At 67.7% G+C, this 20,392-nt stretch carries 20 protein-coding genes; 12 read left to right on the plus strand and 8 right to left on the minus strand.

Annotation, left to right across the window (positions count from 1 at the left end; all coding sequences use genetic code 11):
- Positions 1 to 133: 133 nt before the first annotated feature.
- The 8 genes from VM780_RS13475 (at position 134) to VM780_RS13510 (ending at position 9,574) form a co-directional block, all read left to right on the plus strand.
- Positions 134 to 1,996 carry an extracellular solute-binding protein gene (locus tag VM780_RS13475; protein ID WP_325448153.1) on the plus strand — a complete coding sequence of 621 codons (1,863 nt, stop codon included), beginning with the start codon at positions 134 to 136 and terminating at the stop codon, positions 1,994 to 1,996.
- Positions 1,993 to 3,924, plus strand: coding sequence for an extracellular solute-binding protein (locus VM780_RS13480; RefSeq protein ID WP_325448155.1), 1,932 nt, complete (start codon positions 1,993 to 1,995; stop codon positions 3,922 to 3,924). Before VM780_RS13475 ends, VM780_RS13480 begins: the two co-directional genes overlap by 4 nt.
- 40 nt (positions 3,925 to 3,964) lie before the next feature.
- On the plus strand, positions 3,965 to 5,080 hold the full coding sequence (locus VM780_RS13485) for a microcin C ABC transporter permease YejB (protein WP_325448157.1): 1,116 nt from the start codon (positions 3,965 to 3,967) through the stop codon (positions 5,078 to 5,080).
- Between the two features lie 52 nt (positions 5,081 to 5,132).
- Complete coding sequence (locus VM780_RS13490; protein WP_325448158.1) at positions 5,133 to 6,338, plus strand: ABC transporter permease; 1,206 nt, start codon at positions 5,133 to 5,135, stop codon at positions 6,336 to 6,338.
- Positions 6,335 to 7,960, plus strand: a complete 1,626-nt coding sequence (locus tag VM780_RS13495) for an ABC transporter ATP-binding protein (protein WP_325448160.1) — start codon at positions 6,335 to 6,337, stop codon at positions 7,958 to 7,960. The genes VM780_RS13490 and VM780_RS13495 overlap by 4 nt, the downstream gene beginning before the upstream one ends.
- On the plus strand, positions 7,957 to 8,586 hold the full coding sequence (locus VM780_RS13500) for an NUDIX domain-containing protein (RefSeq protein WP_325448162.1): 630 nt from the start codon (positions 7,957 to 7,959) through the stop codon (positions 8,584 to 8,586). Before VM780_RS13495 ends, VM780_RS13500 begins: the two co-directional genes overlap by 4 nt.
- The gene (locus tag VM780_RS13505) at positions 8,492 to 9,145 is read left to right on the plus strand and encodes an MmcB family DNA repair protein (RefSeq protein ID WP_325448163.1); all 654 of its coding nucleotides are present in this window, start codon (positions 8,492 to 8,494) and stop codon (positions 9,143 to 9,145) included. The genes VM780_RS13500 and VM780_RS13505 overlap by 95 nt, the downstream gene beginning before the upstream one ends.
- Positions 9,146 to 9,307: 162 nt before the next feature.
- On the plus strand, positions 9,308 to 9,574 hold the full coding sequence (locus tag VM780_RS13510; protein WP_325448164.1) for a hypothetical protein: 267 nt from the start codon (positions 9,308 to 9,310) through the stop codon (positions 9,572 to 9,574).
- Between the two features lie 145 nt (positions 9,575 to 9,719).
- Here the strand turns inward: VM780_RS13510 and VM780_RS13515 are convergent, their stop codons facing one another.
- A complete protein-coding gene (locus tag VM780_RS13515) occupies positions 9,720 to 10,289 on the minus strand; it encodes an ActR/PrrA/RegA family redox response regulator transcription factor (RefSeq protein WP_325448166.1) in 570 nt (189 codons plus the stop codon).
- Positions 10,290 to 10,437: 148 nt separating this feature from the next.
- Positions 10,438 to 10,977: a translation initiation factor IF-3 gene (gene infC, locus VM780_RS13520; RefSeq protein ID WP_325448793.1), complete on the minus strand. Its 540-nt coding sequence runs from the start codon at positions 10,975 to 10,977 to the stop codon at positions 10,438 to 10,440.
- A 224-nt stretch (positions 10,978 to 11,201) separates the two neighbouring features.
- Here infC and VM780_RS13525 point away from each other — a divergent pair, with 224 nt between their 5' ends.
- Positions 11,202 to 11,690, plus strand: a complete 489-nt coding sequence (locus tag VM780_RS13525; protein WP_325448168.1) for a YaiI/YqxD family protein — start codon at positions 11,202 to 11,204, stop codon at positions 11,688 to 11,690.
- Positions 11,687 to 12,745 (plus strand): MBL fold metallo-hydrolase, encoded by a 1,059-nt coding sequence (locus VM780_RS13530; protein WP_325448170.1) that lies wholly within the window; start codon positions 11,687 to 11,689, stop codon positions 12,743 to 12,745. The genes VM780_RS13525 and VM780_RS13530 overlap by 4 nt, the downstream gene beginning before the upstream one ends.
- A gap of 3 nt (positions 12,746 to 12,748) precedes the next feature.
- Here VM780_RS13530 and cysK read toward each other — a convergent pair whose 3' ends face one another.
- The 6 genes from cysK to ubiE all read right to left on the minus strand — a co-directional run bounded on the left by cysK (position 12,749) and on the right by ubiE (position 18,436).
- Positions 12,749 to 13,735 (minus strand): cysteine synthase A, encoded by a 987-nt coding sequence (gene cysK / locus VM780_RS13535; RefSeq protein WP_325448172.1) that lies wholly within the window; start codon positions 13,733 to 13,735, stop codon positions 12,749 to 12,751.
- A 107-nt stretch (positions 13,736 to 13,842) separates the two neighbouring features.
- Positions 13,843 to 14,316 carry an Rrf2 family transcriptional regulator gene (locus tag VM780_RS13540; protein WP_325448174.1) on the minus strand — a complete coding sequence of 158 codons (474 nt, stop codon included), beginning with the start codon at positions 14,314 to 14,316 and terminating at the stop codon, positions 13,843 to 13,845.
- Between the two features lie 17 nt (positions 14,317 to 14,333).
- Positions 14,334 to 14,780, minus strand: coding sequence for a dUTP diphosphatase (dut, locus tag VM780_RS13545; protein WP_325448176.1), 447 nt, complete (start codon positions 14,778 to 14,780; stop codon positions 14,334 to 14,336).
- Positions 14,780 to 16,009 (minus strand): bifunctional phosphopantothenoylcysteine decarboxylase/phosphopantothenate--cysteine ligase CoaBC, encoded by a 1,230-nt coding sequence (gene coaBC, locus VM780_RS13550; RefSeq protein ID WP_325448178.1) that lies wholly within the window; start codon positions 16,007 to 16,009, stop codon positions 14,780 to 14,782. The genes dut and coaBC overlap by 1 nt, the downstream gene beginning before the upstream one ends.
- Positions 16,010 to 16,032: 23 nt before the next feature.
- A complete protein-coding gene (gene ubiB / locus VM780_RS13555; protein WP_325448180.1) occupies positions 16,033 to 17,607 on the minus strand; it encodes a 2-polyprenylphenol 6-hydroxylase in 1,575 nt (524 codons plus the stop codon).
- Between the two features lie 52 nt (positions 17,608 to 17,659).
- A complete protein-coding gene (gene ubiE, locus VM780_RS13560) occupies positions 17,660 to 18,436 on the minus strand; it encodes a bifunctional demethylmenaquinone methyltransferase/2-methoxy-6-polyprenyl-1,4-benzoquinol methylase UbiE (protein WP_325448182.1) in 777 nt (258 codons plus the stop codon).
- Between the two features lie 148 nt (positions 18,437 to 18,584).
- Between ubiE and mutM the strand changes: the two genes are divergently transcribed.
- The gene (gene mutM, locus VM780_RS13565; RefSeq protein ID WP_325448184.1) at positions 18,585 to 19,466 is read left to right on the plus strand and encodes a bifunctional DNA-formamidopyrimidine glycosylase/DNA-(apurinic or apyrimidinic site) lyase; all 882 of its coding nucleotides are present in this window, start codon (positions 18,585 to 18,587) and stop codon (positions 19,464 to 19,466) included.
- A 144-nt stretch (positions 19,467 to 19,610) separates the two neighbouring features.
- Positions 19,611 to 20,390: an enoyl-CoA hydratase gene (locus VM780_RS13570; RefSeq protein WP_325448186.1), complete on the plus strand. Its 780-nt coding sequence runs from the start codon at positions 19,611 to 19,613 to the stop codon at positions 20,388 to 20,390.
- Positions 20,391 to 20,392 lie beyond the last annotated feature (2 nt).

Genomic DNA, 20,392 nt, shown 5'->3' on the forward strand with positions numbered 1-20,392 from the left:
CCGGGCCTCGCGCCCGGCCTTTTCGTATCACGACGCCGTTGACGCGGCCTTCCGGGACCGGTTCGCCTGGAAGCCGCCGCCTTTAACGACATAATGGCGCCCGCGACACGCTTTCGAGGATCGCCTGCCGACGATGACCTTCCGCGCCGCCGCTCTCGCCGCCGTTCTGGCCTTCGCCGCGCCGGCCGCCGCCCAGGACGCGCCGCAGGCCGGCGGCTGGCGACATGGCCTGTCGCTGCTCGGCGACGTCAAATATCCGGCCGACTTCAAGCATTTTGACTATGTGAACCCGGATGCGCCCAAGGGCGGCGCTGTGCGCCTCGGGGCGTTCGGGACGTTCGACAGCTTCAACGGCTTCATCCCGAAGGGCAGCGAGGCTGCCGGCCTCGACCTGCTCTACGACACGCTTCTGACCGAGTCGGCGGACGAGCCGGCGACGGAGTACGGGCTGGTCGCGGAGAGCGTCCGCTACCCGGCCGACTTCTCCTCCGTCACCTATCGGCTGCGGCCCGAGGCGCGTTTCAATGACGGCTCTCCGATCACCGTGGAAGACGTCATCTGGTCGTTCGAGACGCTGAAGCGCATCGATCCCCTGCGCGCGCGCTACTACCACGATGTGGTCCGCGCGGAGCAGACCGGCGAGCGCGAGGTCACCTTCACCTTCTCGGGTCCCGGAAATCGGGAGCTCCCCCAGATCACCGGCCAGTTCCCGATCCTGCCGAAGCATTGGTGGCAGGGCGCGGACGCGCAGGGCAGGAAGCGCAACATCGAGGAAGGCACGCTCGAGAAGCCGCTCGGCTCCGGCCCGTATCGGATCAAGGACTTCGCGCCCGGGCGCTGGATCGTCTACGAGCGCTCGCCGGACTACTGGGCGGCGAAGCTGCCGGTCCGGGTCGGCACGAACAATTTCGACGAGATGCGCTGGGATTATTTCCGCGACACCACGGTGCTGCTCGAAGCCTTCAAGGGCGACCAGATCGATTACCGGTTCGAGAACAGCGCGAAGAACTGGGCGACGGCCTACGACTTCCCCGCGGTCCAGCAGAAGCGGGTGATCCTAGAGAAATTCCGGGACAGCCAGTCGGGCCGGATGCAGGCCTACGCCTTCAACATCCGGCGCGATAAGTTCAAGGACCCGAGGGTCCGTCGTGCGTTCAACCTCGCCTTCGATTTCGAAGAGATCAACAAGACGATCATGTTCGGACAGTATGTCCGGATCGACAGCTTCTTCTTCGGAACCGATCTCGCGGCTCCCAAGGCGCCGCCGGAGGGACTCGAGAAGGAGATTCTCGAAAGCGTGAAGGACAAGGTTCCGCCCGAGGTCTTCACGACCCCGTACCGCAATCCCGTGGGCGGCTCGCCTGACGCCACGCGAGCCAATCTGCGCGAGGCCTTCGATCTCCTGAAGCAGGCCGGCTGGACGATCTCTCGGGAGGGCGGCGGCAAGCCCGTGCTGCGCAACGCCAGGGGCGAGCCGCTAACCGTCGAGTTCATCTATGCCGACCCGAGCGCCGAGCGGATCCTGAGCTTCTACGTCCCTGCGCTCGAGCGGCTGGGCGTGCAGGTGACGCAGCGGCTGCTCGACGACAGCCAGTACGTCAACCGCATCCGCTCGTTCGATTTCGACGTCGTCACCATGGGCTGGGGGCAGTCCCTGTCGCCGGGCAACGAGCAACGTGACCAATGGGGATCGCAGGCGGCCGACACGCCCGGCTCGCAAAACGTCGTCGGCATCAAGGACCCGGGCGTCGACGCGCTGATCGACCGCGTCATCTACGCCAAGAGCCGCGAGGAGCTGACCGCCGCGACACATGCGCTCGACCGCGTGCTGCTCGCTCACGATTACGTCGTGCCGCAGTTCACGAGCCTCGAGGATCGCACCGCCCGCTGGGACCGCTTCTCGCGGCCCGACAGGCTGCCGCCGCGCGGCGCCATGTTCCCCACGGTCTGGTGGTGGGACCCGGCCAAGGCCGCCGCGGCTGGAGGCCGTTCTTGACCGATCTGGCGGGCGAGGCCGGATCGCCGCGCCTCTCGCGACGCGAGGCGCTGGTCTACGCCGGGGTGGCGGCGGCGTTGGCGCCGTTCGGCGCTCGCGCCCAGCAGCAGGGCGCGGCCGCCGCGCCGCACGAAAGCGGCCGCGCCGCGTTCGGACCCGAACGGCACGGCCTCTCCGCCTTCGGCGACCTGCGCTACGGTCCCGACTTCCGACGCTTCGTCTATGTGCGCCCCGACGCCCCGAAGGGCGGGACGTTCAGCCAGATTCCGCCCACCCGCGAGCTCAATCAGAGCTTCACCACCTTCAACACGCTGAACGCCTACATCCTGAAAGGCGACGGCGCGCAGGGCATGGGACTGACGTTCGACACCCTGATGGCGCGGGCCGCCGACGAGCCTGACGCGCTCTATGGCCTTGTGGCGCGTTCGGTGGCGGCGTCCGAAGACGGGCTCTCCTACCGGTTCCGGCTGCGGCCGGAGGCGCGTTTCCACGACGGCTCCAGGCTCACCGCGGCGGACGTTAAATGGTCGCTCGAGACGCTGAAACAGAAGGGCCATCCGCTGGTGGCGCAAGCGATCCGCGATCTTCAGGCGGTCGAGGTCGAGGCGGAGGATTCGGTCGTGCTGCGCCTGGCGCCGAGCCGGACGCGCGACCTGCCGCTGACGCTCGCCGCCCTGCCGATCTTCTCGAGCAAGTACTACGCCGGCAAACCATTTGACGCCGCAACGCTGGAGCCGCCGCTCGGGTCCGGCCCGTACCGGGTCGGCCGCTTCGAGCAGGGCCGCTTCATCGAGTTCGAGCGGGTCGCCGACTATTGGGCGAACAACCTCCCGGTGAATGTCGGCCAGAACAATTTTGAGAAGCTGCGCTTCGAGTTCTTCCGCGACCGGGACGTCGGCTTCGAGGCCTTTAAGGCGAGGGCCTATCTGTTCCGGGAGGAGTTCACCTCCCGGACCTGGGCGACAGGGTACGATTTCCCGGGCGTGCGCGACGGCAAGGTGAGGCGCGAGACGCTGCCGGATCTGACGCCTTCCGGCGGACAGGGCTGGTTCTTCAATCTGCGCCGCAAGAAGTTTCAGGACCCGCGTGTCCGTGAGGCCCTGAACCTCGCCTTCGACTTCGAGTGGATGAACAAGAACCTGATGTACGGCGCCTACAAGCGCACCTCGTCAGTGTTCCAGGGCGCGCCGGAGATGATGGCGGCCGGCAAGCCGGAAGGAGCGGAGCTCGCGCTGCTTGAGCCGTTCCGCGGCAAGGTGTCCGACGAGGTGTTCGGCGAGCCCTATCTTCCGCCGGTCAGCGACGGATCAGGCCAGGACCGCAATCTCCTGCGCCAGGCGCTGAAGCTGCTGCGCGACGCCGGCTATGTCAGCAAGAGCGGCAGGGCGACCAACGCGGACGGCGAGACGCTGACGATCGAGTTTCTGGAGTTCGATCCGGGCCTCGATCCGCACGTCTCCGCCTACATCAAGAACCTGAAGGTCATCGGCGTCGAGTCGACCATCCGGCTGGTCGACGCCGCGCAGTTCCAGCAGCGCGTCAACGGCTTCGACTATGACGTCGTAAGCCAGCGGATGAACATGTCCGCCACGCCCGGAGAAGGGCTGCGGCAGGTCTACTCCTCGGAATCTGCGAACCTGCCGGGATCGAATAATCTCTCCGGCATCGCCGATCCGGCTGTCGATGCGCTGGTGGAAGCCATCGTGACGGCGAAATCGCGCGAGGACCTCAACGTCGCATGCCGTGCGCTGGACCGGGTGCTGCGGTCGCTGCGCAACTGGGTCCCCGCTTGGCACAAGGACACCCACACGCTCGCCTACTGGGACGCCTTCTCCCATCCTGCGGAGAAACCGCGCTACGCCCGCGGCGCGCCCGAAACCTGGTGGTGGGACGCCGGCAAGGCCGACGCGGCGGGGGTGAAGGCGTGACAGGCCTCGCCGACATTGTCGATGCGGGGGCTCGCTAGACGTGCTCGTCTATGTCGCGCGCCGCGTGTTGCTGATGATCCCGACACTTATCGGCATCATGCTGGTGTCGTTCGTGATCATCCAGTTCGCCCCGGGCGGGCCGATCGAGCGCATCATTGCGCAGGTGACCGGGCAGGGGACGAACGCGACCGAGCGCTTCTCGGGCGGCTCGGGCAACGACCTCGCAAATTCGCTCCAAAGCCAGCGCGCCGCCTCCAACGACCCGGTGACTTCAAAGTACCGCGGCGCGCAGGGACTCGATCCGGAATTCATCAAGCAGCTCGAGAAACAGTTCGGCTTCGACAAGCCCGCGCCCGAACGCTTCGCCAAGATGATGTGGGATTACGCCCGGTTCGACTTCGGCCGGAGCTATTTCCGGGACATCGACGTCGTCGATCTCATCCTGGAGAAAATGCCGGTCTCAATCTCGCTCGGGCTTTGGATGACGTTGATTTCCTACGCAATCTCCATCCCGCTGGGGATCGCCAAGGCGGTGCGGGACGGCTCGCGTTTCGACGTCTGGACCTCGACCGTGATCGTGATCGGCTACGCCATTCCGAGCTTCCTGTTCGCGATCCTGCTCATCGTGCTGTTCGCCGGCGGCACCTTTCTCGACTGGTTTCCGCTGCGCGGCCTCACCTCCGACAACTGGAGCCAGCTGTCGGTCTGGGGGAAGATCGTCGACTACGCCTGGCACATGGCGCTGCCGCTCGCCGCGCTCGCGATCAGCGCCTTCGCAACCACGACCCTGCTGACGAAGAACTCGTTCCTCGACGAAATCCGCAAGCAGTATGTTCAGACTGCGCGCATGAAGGGGCTGAACGAGCGTCAGGTGCTCTACGGCCACGTCTTCCGCAACGCCATGCTGATTCTAATCGCCGGCTTCCCGGGCGCCTTCATCAGCTCCTTCTTCACCGGAGCGCTGCTGATCGAGACGATCTTCTCGCTCGACGGGCTGGGGCTGCTTGGCTTCGAATCGATCGTCAACCGCGACTACGCGGTCGTGTTCGCCAACCTCTACATCTTCTCGCTGCTGGGCTTGGTCGTCACGCTCATCTCCGACCTCAGCTACATGTGGGTCGACCCGCGCATCGACTTCGAGACGAGGGAGGTCTGATGGCGGCCCGGAAGACCGGCCGCGCCAGCGGACCGCGCGAGGGCGTCCAGGAATGACCGACGCCGCCATCGCAACCCCGCCTCCGACTCCAGGCGCGCCGCCTGCTCCTGCGCCGCGGCGTCGGCTGAGTCCGATCAACCGCCGGCGCTGGGCCAACTTCCGCGCCAACAAGCGCGGCTACTGGTCGTTCCTGCTCTTCACGGTGCTGTTGGTGCTGAGCCTGTTCGCGGAGTTCATCGCCAACGACAAGCCGTTCCTGGTGAAGTACGACGGCGCGTTTTACGTCCCGGCCCTGAACTATTATTCCGAGACGACCTTCGGCGGAGACTTCGAGACCGAGGCCGATTATCGCGACTCCTACCTGCAGGATCTGATCAAGAAGTCCGGCGGCTACATGGTCTGGCCGCCGGTGCGGTACAGCTACGACACCATAAACTACAACCTGCCGACGCCTGCGCCGTCGCCGCCGACATGGCTGCTCGACGATGCGGCCTGCGCGAAGGCCGCCGCCGCTCGCACGCCCGCAGGCGACGCCGCCCGCATCGACGCAGCGGCGCCGCGGGCGAAGACCTGCGGCGACATCGAGTGGAACTGGCTCGGGACCGACGACCAGGGGCGCGACGTGTTCGCTCGGCTGCTCTATGGCTTCCGTCTCTCTGTTCTGTTCGGCCTGGCGCTCGCGATCCTGTCCTCGATCGTCGGCGTGCTCGCAGGCGCCGTGCAGGGCTATTTCGGCGGCTGGACCGATCTGCTGTTCCAGCGCTTCATCGAAATCTGGACCTCGGTTCCGACGCTCTATCTGCTGATCATCCTGTCCGCCGTGCTGGCGCCGAGCGTGTGGGTCCTGCTCGGCATCCTGCTGCTGTTCTCATGGACGGCGCTTGTCGGCGTGGTCCGCGCCGAGTTCCTGAGAGGGCGCAACTTCGAATATGTCCGGGCGGCCCGGGCGCTCGGAGCGTCGAACCGCGCCATCATGTTCCGCCATCTGCTGCCAAACGCGATGGTGGCGACGCTGACCTTCATGCCCTTCATCCTGTCGGGCTCGATCACCACCCTGACCGCCCTGGACTTCCTCGGCTTCGGCCTGCCGCCCGGCTCGCCCTCGCTCGGCGAACTGCTGGCGCAAGGCAAGTCGAACCTGCAGGCGCCCTGGCTCGGCATCTCGGGATTTCTGGTGATCGCGGTGATGCTGTCGCTGCTGATCTTCGTCGGAGAGGCGGTGCGCGACGCCTTCGACCCTCGGAAGACGTTTCGATGAGCCCCCTCCTCTCCGTTCGCGATCTTTCGGTCGCCTTCGCGGCCGAGGGCGGAGCGGCCGTGGCGGTCGACCGCGTTTCGTTCGATCTGACCAAGGGTGAAACCCTGGCGCTGGTCGGCGAGAGCGGTTCGGGAAAGTCCGTGACCGCTCTCTCGGTCGTCCGGCTCCTGCCCTATCCGGCCGCGAGCCATCCTTCGGGCGAGATCCTGTTCGGCGGAAAGAACCTCCTGACGGCTCCGGAGCACGAACTGCGAAAGGTCCGGGGCGCAGATATCTCCATGGTGTTCCAGGAGCCGATGACCTCGCTCAACCCGCTGCACACGATCGAGCGGCAGGTCGGCGAAATCCTCAAGGTGCATCGAGGCTGGTCGGCGCCGAAGCGCCGGGCGCGCGTCCTTGAACTGCTGCAGCAGGTCGGCATCCCAAATCCGGAGGAGCGGCTCGACGCCTTCCCGCACCAGCTTTCCGGCGGCCAGCGGCAGCGCGTCATGATCGCGATGGCGCTCGCCAACGAGCCCGATCTGCTGATCGCCGACGAGCCGACGACGGCGCTCGACGTCACCGTCCAGGCCCAGATCCTGACCCTTCTGAAGGAGCTGCAGAGCCGGCTCGGCATGGCGATGCTGTTCATCACCCATGATCTCGGCATCGTCCGGAAGATCGCCGACCGGGTCTGCGTGATGACCGAAGGCAAGATCGTCGAGCAGGGCGCGACCGAGGAGGTCTTCCGCCGTCCGCAGCACACCTACACGAAGAAGCTTCTGGCGGCCGAGCCGAAGGGCGCTCCTCCGACCGTCGACGGCGCGGCGCGGCCCCTTGTCGAGGTCGACGAGCTGAAGGTCTGGTTTCCGATCAGGCGCGGCTTCTTCCGCAAGACTGTTGGGCACATCAAGGCCGTGGACGGCGTCAGCGTCACGGTTCGCGAGGGACAGACCGTCGGCGTCGTCGGCGAGTCGGGCTCGGGCAAGACAACGCTCGGTCTGGCGATCCTGCGGCTGGTCGCGAGCGACGGCCAGGTCGCCTTCCTGGGCCGGTCTCTCCAGGGTCTCGGCTTCTCCGAGATGCGGCCGATCCGCCGGGAAATGCAGATCGTTTTTCAGGATCCTTACGGGTCGCTCAGCCCCCGTATGTCGGTCCTCGACATCGTCTCTGAGGGATTGGCCATTCAGCAAAAGCGCATGAAGACCCCGGAGCGGCGCGCCGCGGTGGCGCGCGCGCTGAACGACGTCGGCCTCGACCCCTCGGTGATGGACCGCTACCCGCACGAATTCTCCGGCGGCCAGCGGCAGCGCATCGCGATCGCCAGGGCGCTGGCGCTGGAGCCGCGCTTCATCGTGCTCGACGAGCCGACGAGCGCGCTCGACATGTCCGTGCAGGCGCAGATCGTGGACCTTCTGCGCGCCGTGCAGGCGCGCCGGAAGCTCTCCTTCCTGTTCATAAGCCACGACCTGAAAATCGTTAGGGCGCTCGCCAACGAAGTGGTGGTGATGCGCGACGGGAAGGTGGTGGAGCAGGGGGCCGCGAGCGAGGTCCTAAGTTCGCCGCGCACCGACTACACCCGGGCGCTGCTGGCCGCGGCCTTCGATCTCGAGCCGCGGCAGACCGCGGCCGTGCACCAATGAGCGTCGACGAAAGGCTGCCGGCCGACGCCGAAGCCGCGGTGGAGCTGGAAGGCCCGGAGCTGATCCACGCCGGCTACCGTCGGCTTGAGCGCTGGCGGGTCACGCTGGCCGAAGCCGGCGCGCGCGGCCGGATCGTGCAGGAGCGCGAAGTGCTGCGCGCGGGGCCATGCGTTGCGGCGCTCGCGGTCGACGTCGAGCGTGAGCTGCTCGTGCTGATCCGGCAGTTCCGGCTGCCGGCCGCTCTCGCCACGGGACGGGGCGATCTGGTGGAGATCGTCGCTGGACGCGTCGAGCCGGGAGAAGCCGCCGAGGCCGCGGTGGCCCGCGAGATCGCCGAGGAGGCGGGGCTGCCAGCCGGCAAGATCGTCCGGCTGTTCGACTTCCTGCCGACTCCAGGAATCGTCGACGAGAGCGCAACCCTGTTCCTCGTCGCGGTCGACGCCTCGGACCTGCCGGAGCACGGCGGCGCTCCTCTGGAAAACGAGCTTACGCGCCCGTTCACCGCCACGATCGACGAGGCGATCGCGAGCCTTGCCGATCCGCGGCCGCGCAACGCCTTTTTGCTGCTCGCTCTGCAATGGCTCGCGCTCAACCGCAGTCGACTGGGCGACCTCCTCGCCCCCTGAAATCGCTGCCCCGCCGCCGGTCGTCGAAGCACTTGCGCCGTTCCGGTTCCGTGCCATACTAGAACGTATGCAGAACGCATTTCTCTTGCCCGACGAAGATCGGCCGCTCAAACCAGGCTCGCTCGCCGGGGTTGCGGCCGGCATCGCTCGAGGCGTGTGCCGTTACCTCGTCGCGGCCGGCTATGGATGTTTGCTTGAGGCGCCGCTGCGGTCAGGCCGCCGCGCGGACGTGATCGCACTCGGCCCGCAGGGCGAGATCGTCATCGTGGAGATCAAGTCCGGCCCGCAAGACTTCCGGATGGATCGCAAATGGCCCGACTATCGCGAGTTCTGCGATCGGTTCTACTTCGCCGTCGGTCACGGTTTTCCGGTGGCGCTGATCCCGCAAGACGTGGGCCTTCTGATCGCTGACCGCTATGGCGCGGCCGAAATGCGGGCGAGTTCTCCGCATCCGCTGGCTGGCGCGAGGCGTAAGGCCATGTCGCTCAGTTTCGCGCGGCTCGCCGCGCTCCGGCTGCAAGCGACGCTTGATCCGCAGCAACCACAGAGTCTCCTCTAGTCCGACCACGGCGCCACATTTCGCCACCTTGCGGTCTCATTTCGGAACAATCTGCCCCCGACCGTCTTACTTGGGTGATTCGTAACGCTGGCAGCTTTACTCTCACGTGGCGCGAACCCGCAGACCCCCCCGCGCCTGACATCCTGCGCGTTGGAGATTTCGATGTCGAACGATGACGTGAACGCGGTCATCCTGCGTCTCGCGCGCACGCTTCAGCGCTGCGGTGAGGATCCGCGTGTGGTTTTCTCCGCTCTGATCGGAGCCGCGGCCACGCTGGCGGCGGACTTCGGCGTCGACGTCGACAAGCCGGAGGACCTCCGGCGCGCGATCGACGCCATCGTCGAGTTTGGACAGCTCAAGGATTTTCCGGCCGAGTCCGCCGCGCCCTGCGCATCGGTGATCCCGTTCCGTCCCGCGCGCGTCGCCTGACGCAACTTTCAGCAGACCCATTTCGGTCGCGCGCGTCCAAACGCGCACGCAGCGCCTGAGTCAGCCTGAGCCTGAACGTCCGCAGGCGGAGCGCGCTTTTACGTGATAAGCGCGCCGCCAGTCATGTGCCGACGTCGTCCGTTTCTCAGCGCGGGGCGCGTTTCGCCAGGATGCGCTGCAGCGTCCGACGGTGCATGTTCAGCCGGCGCGCCGTCTCGGAAACGTTCCGTCCGCAGAGTTCATAGACGCGCTGGATGTGCTCCCAGCGAACCCGATCAGCCGACATCGGATTCTCGGGCGGCTCCGGCTTGTGGTCGCCAGCGCTCAGCGCATTGTGAATCTCGTCGGCGTCCGCTGGCTTGGCGAGATAGTCGACCGCGCCCAGCTTCACCGCCGTCACGGCGGTGGCGATGTTGCCGTAGCCGGTCAGAACGATGCCTCGCGCATCCGGACGGCGGCTCTTCAGAGCCTGAATCACGTCGAGGCCGGAGCCGTCGCCCAGGCGCATGTCCACCACCGCGAAGGCCGGCGGCTTCTTCTCCACCGCCTCGAGCCCGTCCCTGATCGTCTCGGCGACCGTCACGTCGTACCCACGCGCCTCCATCGCCCGTCCAAGCCGCTGGACGAAGGCGCGGTCGTCATCGACGATCAGGAGGCTCATTTCCTCAACGGGCAGCGGCGCGCCGACCGCGCCGGGATCAACCATCATCTGCATCGCGTCACTCCGCGATCCGCCGTCTCGGACGCCAGTCGCGTAGGCGGGCCGCGACCAATCGAAGCACTATACCCCGGGGCAGGCGGGATCAACCGCCGCCCGACGCAGCCCTGCCGTCCAGCGAGAAGATGGTGAACCTGACTCGGTCTTAGCGGGGCGCGAGCACCATCGTCATCTGCCTGCCCTCGAGGGAGGGGTCGGTCTCGACCTTGGCCATTTCGGCCACTTCCTCGCGGACCTTCACCAGAAGCTTGAGGCCGAGATCCTGATGCGCCATTTCGCGGCCGCGGAACCGCAACGTCACCTTGACCTTGTCGCCTTCCTCGAAGAACCGGCGCATCGCCTTCAGCTTCACGTCGTAGTCATGATCATCGATGTTCGGACGCATCTTGATCTCTTTGACTTCAACGATCTTCTGGTTCTTGCGCGCCTCGGCGGCCTTCTTCTGGTTCTGGTATTTGTATTTGCCGTAGTCGAGCAGCTTGCAGACCGGCGGGACGGAGTTCGGCGCGATCTCGACGAGATCGAGGCCCGCATCCTCGGCGGCCTGGAGCGCGTCGTTGATCTTCGTGGGGCCGAGGTTGCGCCCCTCAGCATCGATGAGCTGAACTTCGAGGACGCGGATCTCCTTATTGACGCGCGGACCGTCCTTCTGGACCGGCGCGAGAGGCCTCATGGGTCGGCGAATGGCGGAATTCTCCTCTGGATGACAAAACAGCGACGAGTCCCAACGCAAATGGCCCCGTGGTCCAAGCACGAGGCTGACGTATCGTCGGCGCGCTACACGCCGCCCGTCTATAGCCAAGATCGTGACAAATCCTTGGGAAGTCAACGCCGCTCGGGCGTTCGAGCTGGACCAGTCGTGGCGGCCAGCTCTCGTCTCATCCTCGGCCTGAAGGAGACCACCGCCTCTTGAGCCATTCGCGCGCGCTTCCTCGACTGTTCATCGACGGCGACGCCTGCCCGGTCAAAGCCGAGGTCTATCGCGTCGCCGAACGCCATGGGCTCGAAACGATCGTGGTGGCGAACCGCTTCATCTTCACCCCACGGGACGCCGCGGTGCGCCTTGAGGTGGTGCCGGCAGGGCCGGACGTAGCCGACGACTGGATCGTCGAGAACGCCACGGCTCACGACATCGTGGTCACGGCGGACGTGCCGCTGGCGGCGCGATGTCTGGCCAAAGGCGCCGCGGCGCTCGGTCCTTCGGGACGCGCGTTCACCGAGGCGAACATCGGCGCCGCGCTCGCCAGCCGCGAGCTGATGAGCCATCTCCGCGAAGTCGGCGAGATCACCGGCGGCCCGAGCGCCTTTCAGCCACGCGACCGGTCCCGGTTCCTGCAGCAGCTTGAACACGCGGTTGTCCGCGCGAAGCGCGCGCTTGAAGCCGGAGACGGCGCATGACCCGCCGTCGCCTGCTCGCTCTCCTGGCCGCGGCGCCGCTCGCCGCCGCCGGCTGGTTCGGCTGGGCCCGCCGCCGCAACCCCTATTATGGCGGGCCGCCTTCGGACCATTTCGACGGGCTGCGCTTCTTCCATCCCGAGCAGCCGCCGGACAAGTCGCCGCTCGCGGCGTTCCAGGCGCTGCAACTCACCGAAAAGGCCCCATGGCCGGAGAGTTGGCCAAGCCCGTTCGCCGACAAGCCGCCGGCGCGAGTCACCGGATCCCGGCTGCGCGTGACGGCGGTCGGTCACGCCACGCATCTGATCCAGGCGGCTGGGCTCAACATTCTGACAGATCCGGTCTGGTCCGAACGCTGCTCGCCGGTGAGCTTCGCCGGGCCGAAGCGGGTCTGCGCTCCCGGGGTGGCGTTCGACGATCTGCCGAAGATCGACGTCATCCTGCTGTCGCACAATCACTACGACCATCTCGACGTCGCGACGCTCTCGCGTCTCGTCGCGCGGGATGACCCGCGCATTGTCACCGCGCTGGGCAACGACGTCATCGTAAGAGCCAACGATCGGCGCGCCCGCGTCGAGGCCTATGACTGGGGGGACCGAGTCATCCTGGGCGACGGCGTGACCGCCGCGCTCACCGTCGCCTGCCACTGGTCGGCGCGCGGGGTGACGGACCGCCGCAAGGCGCTCTGGACCGCGTTCGCGATCGACGCCGGCTCCGCGGGCCGCCTCTACTTCGCGGGCGACAGCGGGCTCTTCAGCGGCGCGCATTTCCGCCATGCGGCCGAGCTGCACGGGCCGTTCCGGCTGGCGATCCTGCCGATCGGCGCTTACGAGCCGCGCTGGTTCATGAAAGACCAGCACCTCAACCCAGCCGAAGCCGTCGAGGCCTTCGGCCTGCTCCGCGCCGAACAGGCCATCGGCTGCCATTGGGGCGTCTTCCGCCTGACCGCCGAGGGGATCGACGCGCCCGTCATCGCGCTCCAGGCGGCGCTGCGCGAGAAGAGCATTCCGCCTGAGCGCTTTCGCGCGCTCAGGCCTGGCGAGGTGTGGGAGGCGTGAGGGTCAGAGCCCTTCGAACAGCGCCGTCGACAAATAGCGTTCGGCAAAGCTCGGGATGATCGTCACGATCGTCTTACCGGCCGCCTCGGGCCTTGCGCCGACCTCGAGCGCCGCCGCGAGCGCCGCGCCGGAGGAAATGCCGACCGGCACGCCTTCGAGACGCGCCACGAGACGGGCGGTCTCGAACGAGGTCTGATTGCCGACGGTCACGACCTCATCGATGATCGAACGGTCCAATACGCCGGGAACGAACCCTGCGCCGATGCCCTGGATCTTGTGGGGACCGGGCTGGCCGCCGGAGAGGACGGGCGAGTCCTCAGGCTCTACCGCGACCATTTTGAGCGAAGGCTTGCGGGGCTTCAGCACCTGCCCGACGCCCGAGATGGTGCCGCCCGTGCCGACGCCGGACACCACATAATCGACCTCGCCCGCAGTGTCGTTCCAGATCTCCTCGGCGGTCGTCCGACGGTGGATCTCCGGATTGGCGGGGTTCTCGAACTGCTGGGGAATGATGGCGTTCGGGATCTCGCGCACCAGCTCCTGGGCGCGGGCGACGGCGCCCTTCATGCCCTTTGCGCCCTCGGTCAGCACGAGCTCCGCGCCCAGCAGCGCGAGCATCTTGCGCCGCTCGATCGACATCGTCTCAGGCATGACCAGGATGAGGCGATAACCGCGCGCGGCCGCCACGAAAGCGAGCGCGATGCCGGTGTTGCCGGAGGTCGGCTCGATCAGCACGCTGTCCGGCCGGAGGATGCCGTCGCGCTCGAGCGCGTCGACCATCGCGACGCCGATGCGGTCCTTCACGCTCGCGATCGGATTGAAGAACTCGAGCTTGGCCAGAATGGTGCCTTTGACGCCCTTGTGCGCCGCCAACCGGTCCAGCCTCACCAGGGGCGTGTCGCCGATCGTGTCGGTGATCGAATCGTAGACGCGACCGCGGCCCGGCGCATGCGCGGCCGGCTCGGAGAGTTTGTATGCGGGCTCGCTCATGCGGGTCATCCTCCAGGATCGTCGCGCCTCTGGCGGGCGCGGCCGTTCAGGTCACCGCAAGATAGGCATGACACAGGTGCATGTCGATGATTGGCGCATAGCCAAAATCAGATCGTGAAATCATAGGTCGGCCGGCTGTCGGCGAACACGGACCGCCGTTCCGCCTCCATGCAGAGGTCGTCGACGGTGATCTCGTCCAGCCGCTCCAGGAAGCTCTCCGACGCGGAGCGGATCATCGGCGTGACCACCTCGGACACGAGCGGGGAGGGAATGATCTTGCCGTTCGGCTCGCGTGCGCGGCCTTCCGGCTCATCCTCCGGCTCCCCGAGCGCCGCCCGCACGATGTCCGCGATCGAGATGCGGCGCCGCTCGCGGGCGAGCTCGTAGCCGCCGCGCGGCCCGCGCACGCCCTTGAGGATGCCGGCTCGAACCAGAACCTGGAGCAGGGTCTCGAGATGGCGCGGCGGCAGCCCGTGACGCGCCGCAAGCGTTTTGGCGGCGATCGGAGTGGGGCGCGCGTGATACGCGATGTCCACGACGGCGGCGACGGCCAACAGGCTCCGACGCGGCAACAAGTTCATGACGTCTCCTCGCGGGATCACCGCCCCGTTGAGCCGAAGCCGCCTTCCCCCCTTGCGGTGGGATCTAGCGTCTCAGCCGTCACCACCTTCGCCTGAACGACCGGAGCGACGACAAGTTGCGCAATCCGCGCTCCCCGCGCGACGGCGAACGGCTCGCTTCCAAAATTGACCAGAAGAACTTTGACCTCGCCGCGATAGTCCGCATCGATCGTCCCTGGGGCGTTGAGAACCGTCACCCCATGCCGGAGCGCAAGCCCCGAACGCGGTCGGATCTGGGCCTCGAACCCCACCGGGAACTGGAGCGCCAGCCCAGTCGGGACAAGAGCGCGGCCGCCGGGAGAAATCAGGACCGGCTGGTCCTCCGGAACGGCGGCGCACAGGTCCATGCCGGCCGCGCCCGCGGTCTCGTAGGACGGCGCCGGCAGCCCTTCGGCATGTGCGAGAAACCGGACGCGCAGATCCATCAGCCGGGGCCCAGCAGCGCTGCGAGCCGGCTGACCAGCCGCTCCGCCACCTCAGCCTTCGAAAGCGCAGGCCAGTCCTCGACGCCGTCATGGGTGACGATGTGCACGGTGTTGCGGTCGCCTCCCATCACGCCCGTCGCGGGCGAGACGTCATTCGCGACGATCATGTCCGCGCCCTTGCGGGTGAGCTTGGCCCGCGCATGCTCAACGACGTTCTCGGTTTCGGCCGCGAAGCCGACGACGAGCGCCGGGCGGCGCAACCCGCGCGCCACCGTCGCAAGGATGTCCGGGTTCTCGACGAGCGTCAGCGCAGGCGGCCCGCCCGCGCCCTTCTTGATCTTCTGCGCGGCGCCGTCCGCGACGCGCCAGTCGGCGACCGCGGCGGTGAAAACGCCGAGGTCGGTGGGCAGCGCCGCCTCGACCGCGTTGAGCATTTCTCGGGCGGTCTCCACCCTGACCACCGTCACCCCGGCGGGGTCGGGGATCGCGACCGGGCCGGAGATCAACGTGACCTCGCCCCCTGCGCGGGCGGCCGCGGCCGCGATGGCGTGGCCCTGGCGGCCGGAAGATCGGTTCGCCAGCACGCGCACAGGGTCGATCGGCTCATGGGTCGGACCGGAGGTGACGAGCACCCGCCGGCCGGCCAGCGGGCCAGACAGTCCAGGCGCTCCGGTGGGGCGCAGCAGGGCTTCGGCGGCGGCGACGATTTCGAGCGGTTCGCTCATCCGGCCAAGCCCGCTCTCGCCGCGCTCCGCCATCAGGCCCTCTGCGGGCCCCACAAAGCTCACGCCGTCGGCTTCCAGACGCGCGACATTGCGGCGCGTCGCCGGATGCGCCCACATGGTCGGGTTCATGGCCGGCGCCGCCAGCACCGGCGCGGTGGTGGCGATCAGCGCTGTCGAGGCGAGGTCGTTGGCGAGCCCGTTCGCCATCTTGGCCAGGAGGTCCGCGGTCGCGGGCGCGACCAGAACCAGATCGGCGTCGCGCGCCAGCCGGATGTGGCCGACGTCATGCTCGTCCGTCAGGTCGAACAGGTTCTGGAAGGCGCGCTCGCCGGTAAGCGTCGCAACCGAGAGCGGCGTCACGAACTCGGCCGCAGCCGCGGTGAGGATCGCCCGCACCGCATAGCCGCGCTCCTTCAGCCGGCGGATCAGGTCGAGCGACTTATAGGCCGCGATGCCGCCGCCGATGACGAGAAGGATGCGCGTTGCGCCTGCGGTGTCGCTCAAGCCGGCCACCCTGAACCCCCGGATCAGCGGAACACATAGATCACGAGCGAGATCGCGATCACCCAGAGCGCGAGATCGCCCCAGAAGGCGCGCCGCTGCACCGCATAGGCGATCGCCTGGATGCTTTCGTCCGAGAAGGTGAAGCCGCCGCGAACGACTTCTTCGAGTTCGACGGAGGTGCGGTTGACCCGCAGCATCAGGTCCGGAAGGCCCTCGAGGCCGCGCGCCAGCTTGCGCAGCTCGCCCGTGGCGCGCTCGGCGAGCCCGATCGGGCCGAGATTGCGCTCGATCCACTCGCGCACCACGGGCTCCGCCGTCCGCCACATGTCGAGTTTCGGATCCAGCGTGCGCGCGACGCCTTCGACCACCACCATGGTCTTCTGGAGCATGAGCAGCTCCGGCCGGGTCTGCATCCGGAACAGCTCGGTGACCTCGAACAGCAGCGTCAGCAGGCGCGCCATGGAGATCTGGTCGGCCGTACGCGAATGAATCGGCTCGCCAATGGCGCGAAGCGCCCGCGCGAACTCGTCGACCGACTCGTCAGCCGGAACATAGCCGGCTTCGAAATGCACCTCGGCGATCCGCCGGTAGTCGCGCACGATGAAGCCATGGAGGATTTCGGCCAGGAACCTGCGCTCCTTGAGGCCGAGCCGCCCGGTAATCCCGAAATCCACCGCGACCAGCGTTCCGGCCGGCTCGACGAACAGATTTCCGGGATGCATGTCGGCGTGGAAGAAACCGTCGCGCATCGCGTGGCGCAGAAAGGTCTGCATCAGATGCCGGCCGAGCGCCGGCAGATCGTGACCCGCCGCCGCGAGGCCCGCGCGGTCGGAGAGTTTCACGCCGTCGATCCATTCGAGCGTGAGGACGCTGCGGGTGGTCCGCTCCCAATCGACGGCCGGCACTCGGAAGCCCGGATCAGCCGCGGTGTTCTCGGCGATTTCGGAGAGCGCAGCCGCCTCGAGCCGCAGATCCATCTCGATCGACACGGAGCGCGCAAGCGTCCTGACGACCTCGATCGGCTTCAGCCGGCGCGTCTTGGGCGCCCAGCGCTCCAGCAGCCGCGCAACGACGAACACGGCGGAGAGATCGCGGGAGAAGCGCCGGCCGACATCAGGCCGCACGATCTTCACCGCGACCGGCCGCTCGCGGCCGTCCGCATCCCGCACGATGGCGCGATGGACCTGCGCGATCGACGCCGCAGCCACCGGCGGCCCGAGCGATACGAAGCGCGCCTCGAGCGGCGCGCCGAGCGCCTCCACGATGACGGCCTCTGCCACCTCCTGAGGAAAAGGCGGCACACGATCATGCAGCCGTTCGAGGTCGCGCGCGGTCTTGAAGCCGACCACGTCCGGCCGCGTCGCGAGGAACTGGCCGAGCTTCACATAAGATGGCCCGAGCCGTTCAAGCGCGTTGGCGAGGCCTTCGCCGCCATCCTTGGCGGAGCGCTTCTCGATCAGCCGCCCGATACGCAGGAGGGTTCGGGCGAGGGGCGGAAGCTCCAGCGGATCGGCGAGCCGCAGCGCGCCCTCGCGCGACATGACGAAGCCGCCGCGGGCGAGCCGGAACAGGTTTGGGACGGCGCTCAGGATGGGCATCGCCGAAGCCTAGCCGATCGGACGCGCGCGGCGTTTCCGCGAAACAGCCACGTCAGATCCTGAACCCGACGTGCAGCGCCGCGATGCCGCCGGTCATCGGCGTCGCCGTGACCTGCTCGAAGCCGGCCTCGCGAATCATGTCCGCGAAGGTCTCCGCGTCCGGGAACCTGCGGATCGACTCAACGAGGTAGCGATAGGGCTCGGCGTCGCCCGCCACCATTCGCCCAAGCTGGGGAATGACCTTGAACGAGAACGCGTCATAGACCCGGTCAAGGCCCGGAACGTCGACCTTCGAGAATTCAAGCACGAGCAGCCGGCCGCCAGGCCTCAGCACGCGCCGCATCTCCTTCAGCGCGAGCGGGATGCGGGGAACGTTGCGGATGCCGAAGGCGATCGTCACCGCGTCGAACGAGCGGTCGGGGAAAGGCAGATCCTCGGCGTTGCCCTGCACGAAGGTGATGCGGTCGGAGAGCCGCTTCTTCGCCGCTCGGGCGGCGCCGACGTCGAGCATCGCGCCATTGATGTCGAGCACCGTCACGGCGACCCCGACGCCGCCGGCGCCGATCGCCCGAAACGCGATGTCCCCCGTGCCGCCCGCGACATCCAGCAGATCAAACCGCCGCGGTCCGCGCGGCAGGCCTATCGCCGTCGTCATCGCAGACTTCCAGGCGCGGTGCAGCCCGCCCGACATCAGGTCGTTCATCAGGTCGTAGCGGGACGCGACCTTGTGGAAGACGTCGTCCACTAGTCCTTGCTTTGCGCCGAGCGGAACCTCGGTGAAGCCGAAATGGGTTTCGGTCCCGGAGCCGGGGCCGTGCTGTCCGTCCATGGGCGTCGCAATCCTCGGGGAGGGCGGCGCGGACCCTAGCGCGGGGGCGGTAGCGGCGCCAGTCGCGAACGCGTCGCCCTTGAGCGGCGGCGCGCAGGACCCGACATTCAGCGCCCGCCAAGGTCCGCGCGTTCGCGAGAGTCCCGCCATGCCCGAACTGCCCGAAGTCGAGACCGTGCGTCGCGGGCTTGCGCCCGTCATGGAGGGACGCCGGATCGAGCGGGTTGAGGCGCGACGGCCGGATCTGCGCTTCCCGTTCCCGCCGCGCTTCGTCGAACGGCTCGCCGGCCGGACCGTCTTGTCGCTCGGCCGCCGCGCGAAGTACCTGCTGGCGGATCTGGACGACGGCGAGACGCTGGTGATGCATCTCGGCATGTCCGGCTCGTTCCGCGTCAAGCTGCCGGACGCCGAAGAGGCGCCGGGCGCTTTCCATCACGCGCGCCCTAAAGCGGCCGCTCACGACCATGTGGCGTTCGCCATGTCGGGCGGCGCGACCGTGACCTACAACGACCCGCGGCGGTTCGGCTTCATGGCGCTGATCCCGCGCGCCGGGCTCGTGGCGCACCCGCTGTTCCGACATGTCGGGATTGAGCCGCTCGGCAACGAGCTCGACGGCGGGCTGCTCGCGCGGCTGTTCGAGGGCAAACAGACCAGTCTGAAGGCGGCGCTGCTCGACCAGCGGCTGATCGCCGGACTGGGAAACATCTACGTCTGCGAAGCGCTGCACCGCGCCCGCCTCTCCCCGAAGCGTCTTGCTGGCGCAATCGCGCGGAAGGATGGCGGGTCCACCGCGCGTTCGGAGCGGCTGGCGCTGGCGATCCGCGAGGTGCTGGAGGCGGCGATCGCGGCCGGCGGCTCGACGCTGCGGGATTTTGCTCACGCCGATGGCGAGCTCGGCTATTTCCAGCATTCCTTCCGAGTGTACGACCGCGAGGACGCGCCGTGTCCGACGCCTGGCTGCCGCGGAGTCGTTCGGCGGATCGTGCAAACCGGCCGCTCGACCTTTTTTTGCCCCGTCTGCCAAAAATGACCCGCAAACGCGGCGGCTGCGGCAGAGCGTCGTCCTGGGCGCCGGATCTCCGATCCCGGATCGTCATCCGGGTGAGGCGCTCTATGCTGGCGGGCGATCCCGGTCTTGCTCCGGCCGGATGACCCCCGCCACCTCCGAGGCCCCATGACTGCATCCTACGAAACCATCCTGCTCGAGACGCGCGGCCCCGTCGGGCTGATCACGCTCAACCGGCCAAAGGCGATGAACGCGCTGAATGCGCAGCTCGTCCGGGAGCTCGGCGAAGCGGTGACCGCCTGTGACGCTGATGAGGCGATCGGCGCGGTGGTGATCCGGGGAAACGAGAAGGCCTTCGCGGCGGGCGCGGACATCCGCGAGATGGCGGAGCAGAGCTTTTCCGACGTCTACCTCGCCGACCTCGGCAGGGGCTGGGGGAAGCTGCTCGGCTGCCGCAAGCCGCTGATCGCCGCCGTCGCCGGCTACGCGCTCGGCGGCGGTTGCGAGCTCGCGATGATGTGCGACCTGATCATCGCCGCGGATGACGCCCAGTTCGGCCAGCCGGAGATCACGCTCGGGATCATCCCGGGCTTCGGCGGAACGCAGCGTCTGGCCCGCGCCGTCGGCAAGGCGAAGGCGATGGACCTGGTCCTGACGGGGCGGATGATGGATGCGCAGGAGGCGGAGCGTTCGGGACTCGTGGCGCGGCTCGTCCCGGCCGAGCGCCTGACCGAGGAGGCGCTCCAAATCGCAGATCGCATCGCATCGCTGCCGCGCGTCGCGGTGCTTTCCGCGAAGGAATCGGTCAACGCCGCTTTCGAGAGTCCGCTTTCCGACGGAGCGCGGGCGGAGCGACGCGCGTTTCAGGCGCTGTTCGCGACAGAGGACCAGAAAGAGGGAATGGCGGCGTTCCTGGAGAAACGGAAGCCGCAGTTCAAGGGACGGTGACG

The organism is Hansschlegelia sp. (assembly GCF_035538955.1).
GTDB lineage: Bacteria > Pseudomonadota > Alphaproteobacteria > Rhizobiales > Methylopilaceae > Methylopila.

Coding starts and splice junctions, on each gene's coding strand:
- VM780_RS13530 (WP_325448170.1), top strand. CDS start 11,687: ATGACCCGCCGTCGCCTGCTCGCTCTCCTGGCCGCGGCGCCGCTCGCC.
- VM780_RS13540 (WP_325448174.1), bottom strand. CDS start 14,316: ATGAACTTGTTGCCGCGTCGGAGCCTGTTGGCCGTCGCCGCCGTCGTG.
- VM780_RS13490 (WP_325448158.1), top strand. CDS start 5,133: ATGACCGACGCCGCCATCGCAACCCCGCCTCCGACTCCAGGCGCGCCG.
- cysK (WP_325448172.1), bottom strand. CDS start 13,735: ATGAGCGAGCCCGCATACAAACTCTCCGAGCCGGCCGCGCATGCGCCG.
- VM780_RS13570 (WP_325448186.1), top strand. CDS start 19,611: ATGACTGCATCCTACGAAACCATCCTGCTCGAGACGCGCGGCCCCGTC.
- VM780_RS13475 (WP_325448153.1), top strand. CDS start 134: ATGACCTTCCGCGCCGCCGCTCTCGCCGCCGTTCTGGCCTTCGCCGCG.
- mutM (WP_325448184.1), top strand. CDS start 18,585: ATGCCCGAACTGCCCGAAGTCGAGACCGTGCGTCGCGGGCTTGCGCCC.
- VM780_RS13500 (WP_325448162.1), top strand. CDS start 7,957: ATGAGCGTCGACGAAAGGCTGCCGGCCGACGCCGAAGCCGCGGTGGAG.
- VM780_RS13515 (WP_325448166.1), bottom strand. CDS start 10,289: ATGCAGATGATGGTTGATCCCGGCGCGGTCGGCGCGCCGCTGCCCGTT.
- VM780_RS13510 (WP_325448164.1), top strand. CDS start 9,308: ATGTCGAACGATGACGTGAACGCGGTCATCCTGCGTCTCGCGCGCACG.
- ubiE (WP_325448182.1), bottom strand. CDS start 18,436: ATGGACGGACAGCACGGCCCCGGCTCCGGGACCGAAACCCATTTCGGC.
- dut (WP_325448176.1), bottom strand. CDS start 14,780: ATGGATCTGCGCGTCCGGTTTCTCGCACATGCCGAAGGGCTGCCGGCG.
- VM780_RS13495 (WP_325448160.1), top strand. CDS start 6,335: ATGAGCCCCCTCCTCTCCGTTCGCGATCTTTCGGTCGCCTTCGCGGCC.
- ubiB (WP_325448180.1), bottom strand. CDS start 17,607: ATGCCCATCCTGAGCGCCGTCCCAAACCTGTTCCGGCTCGCCCGCGGC.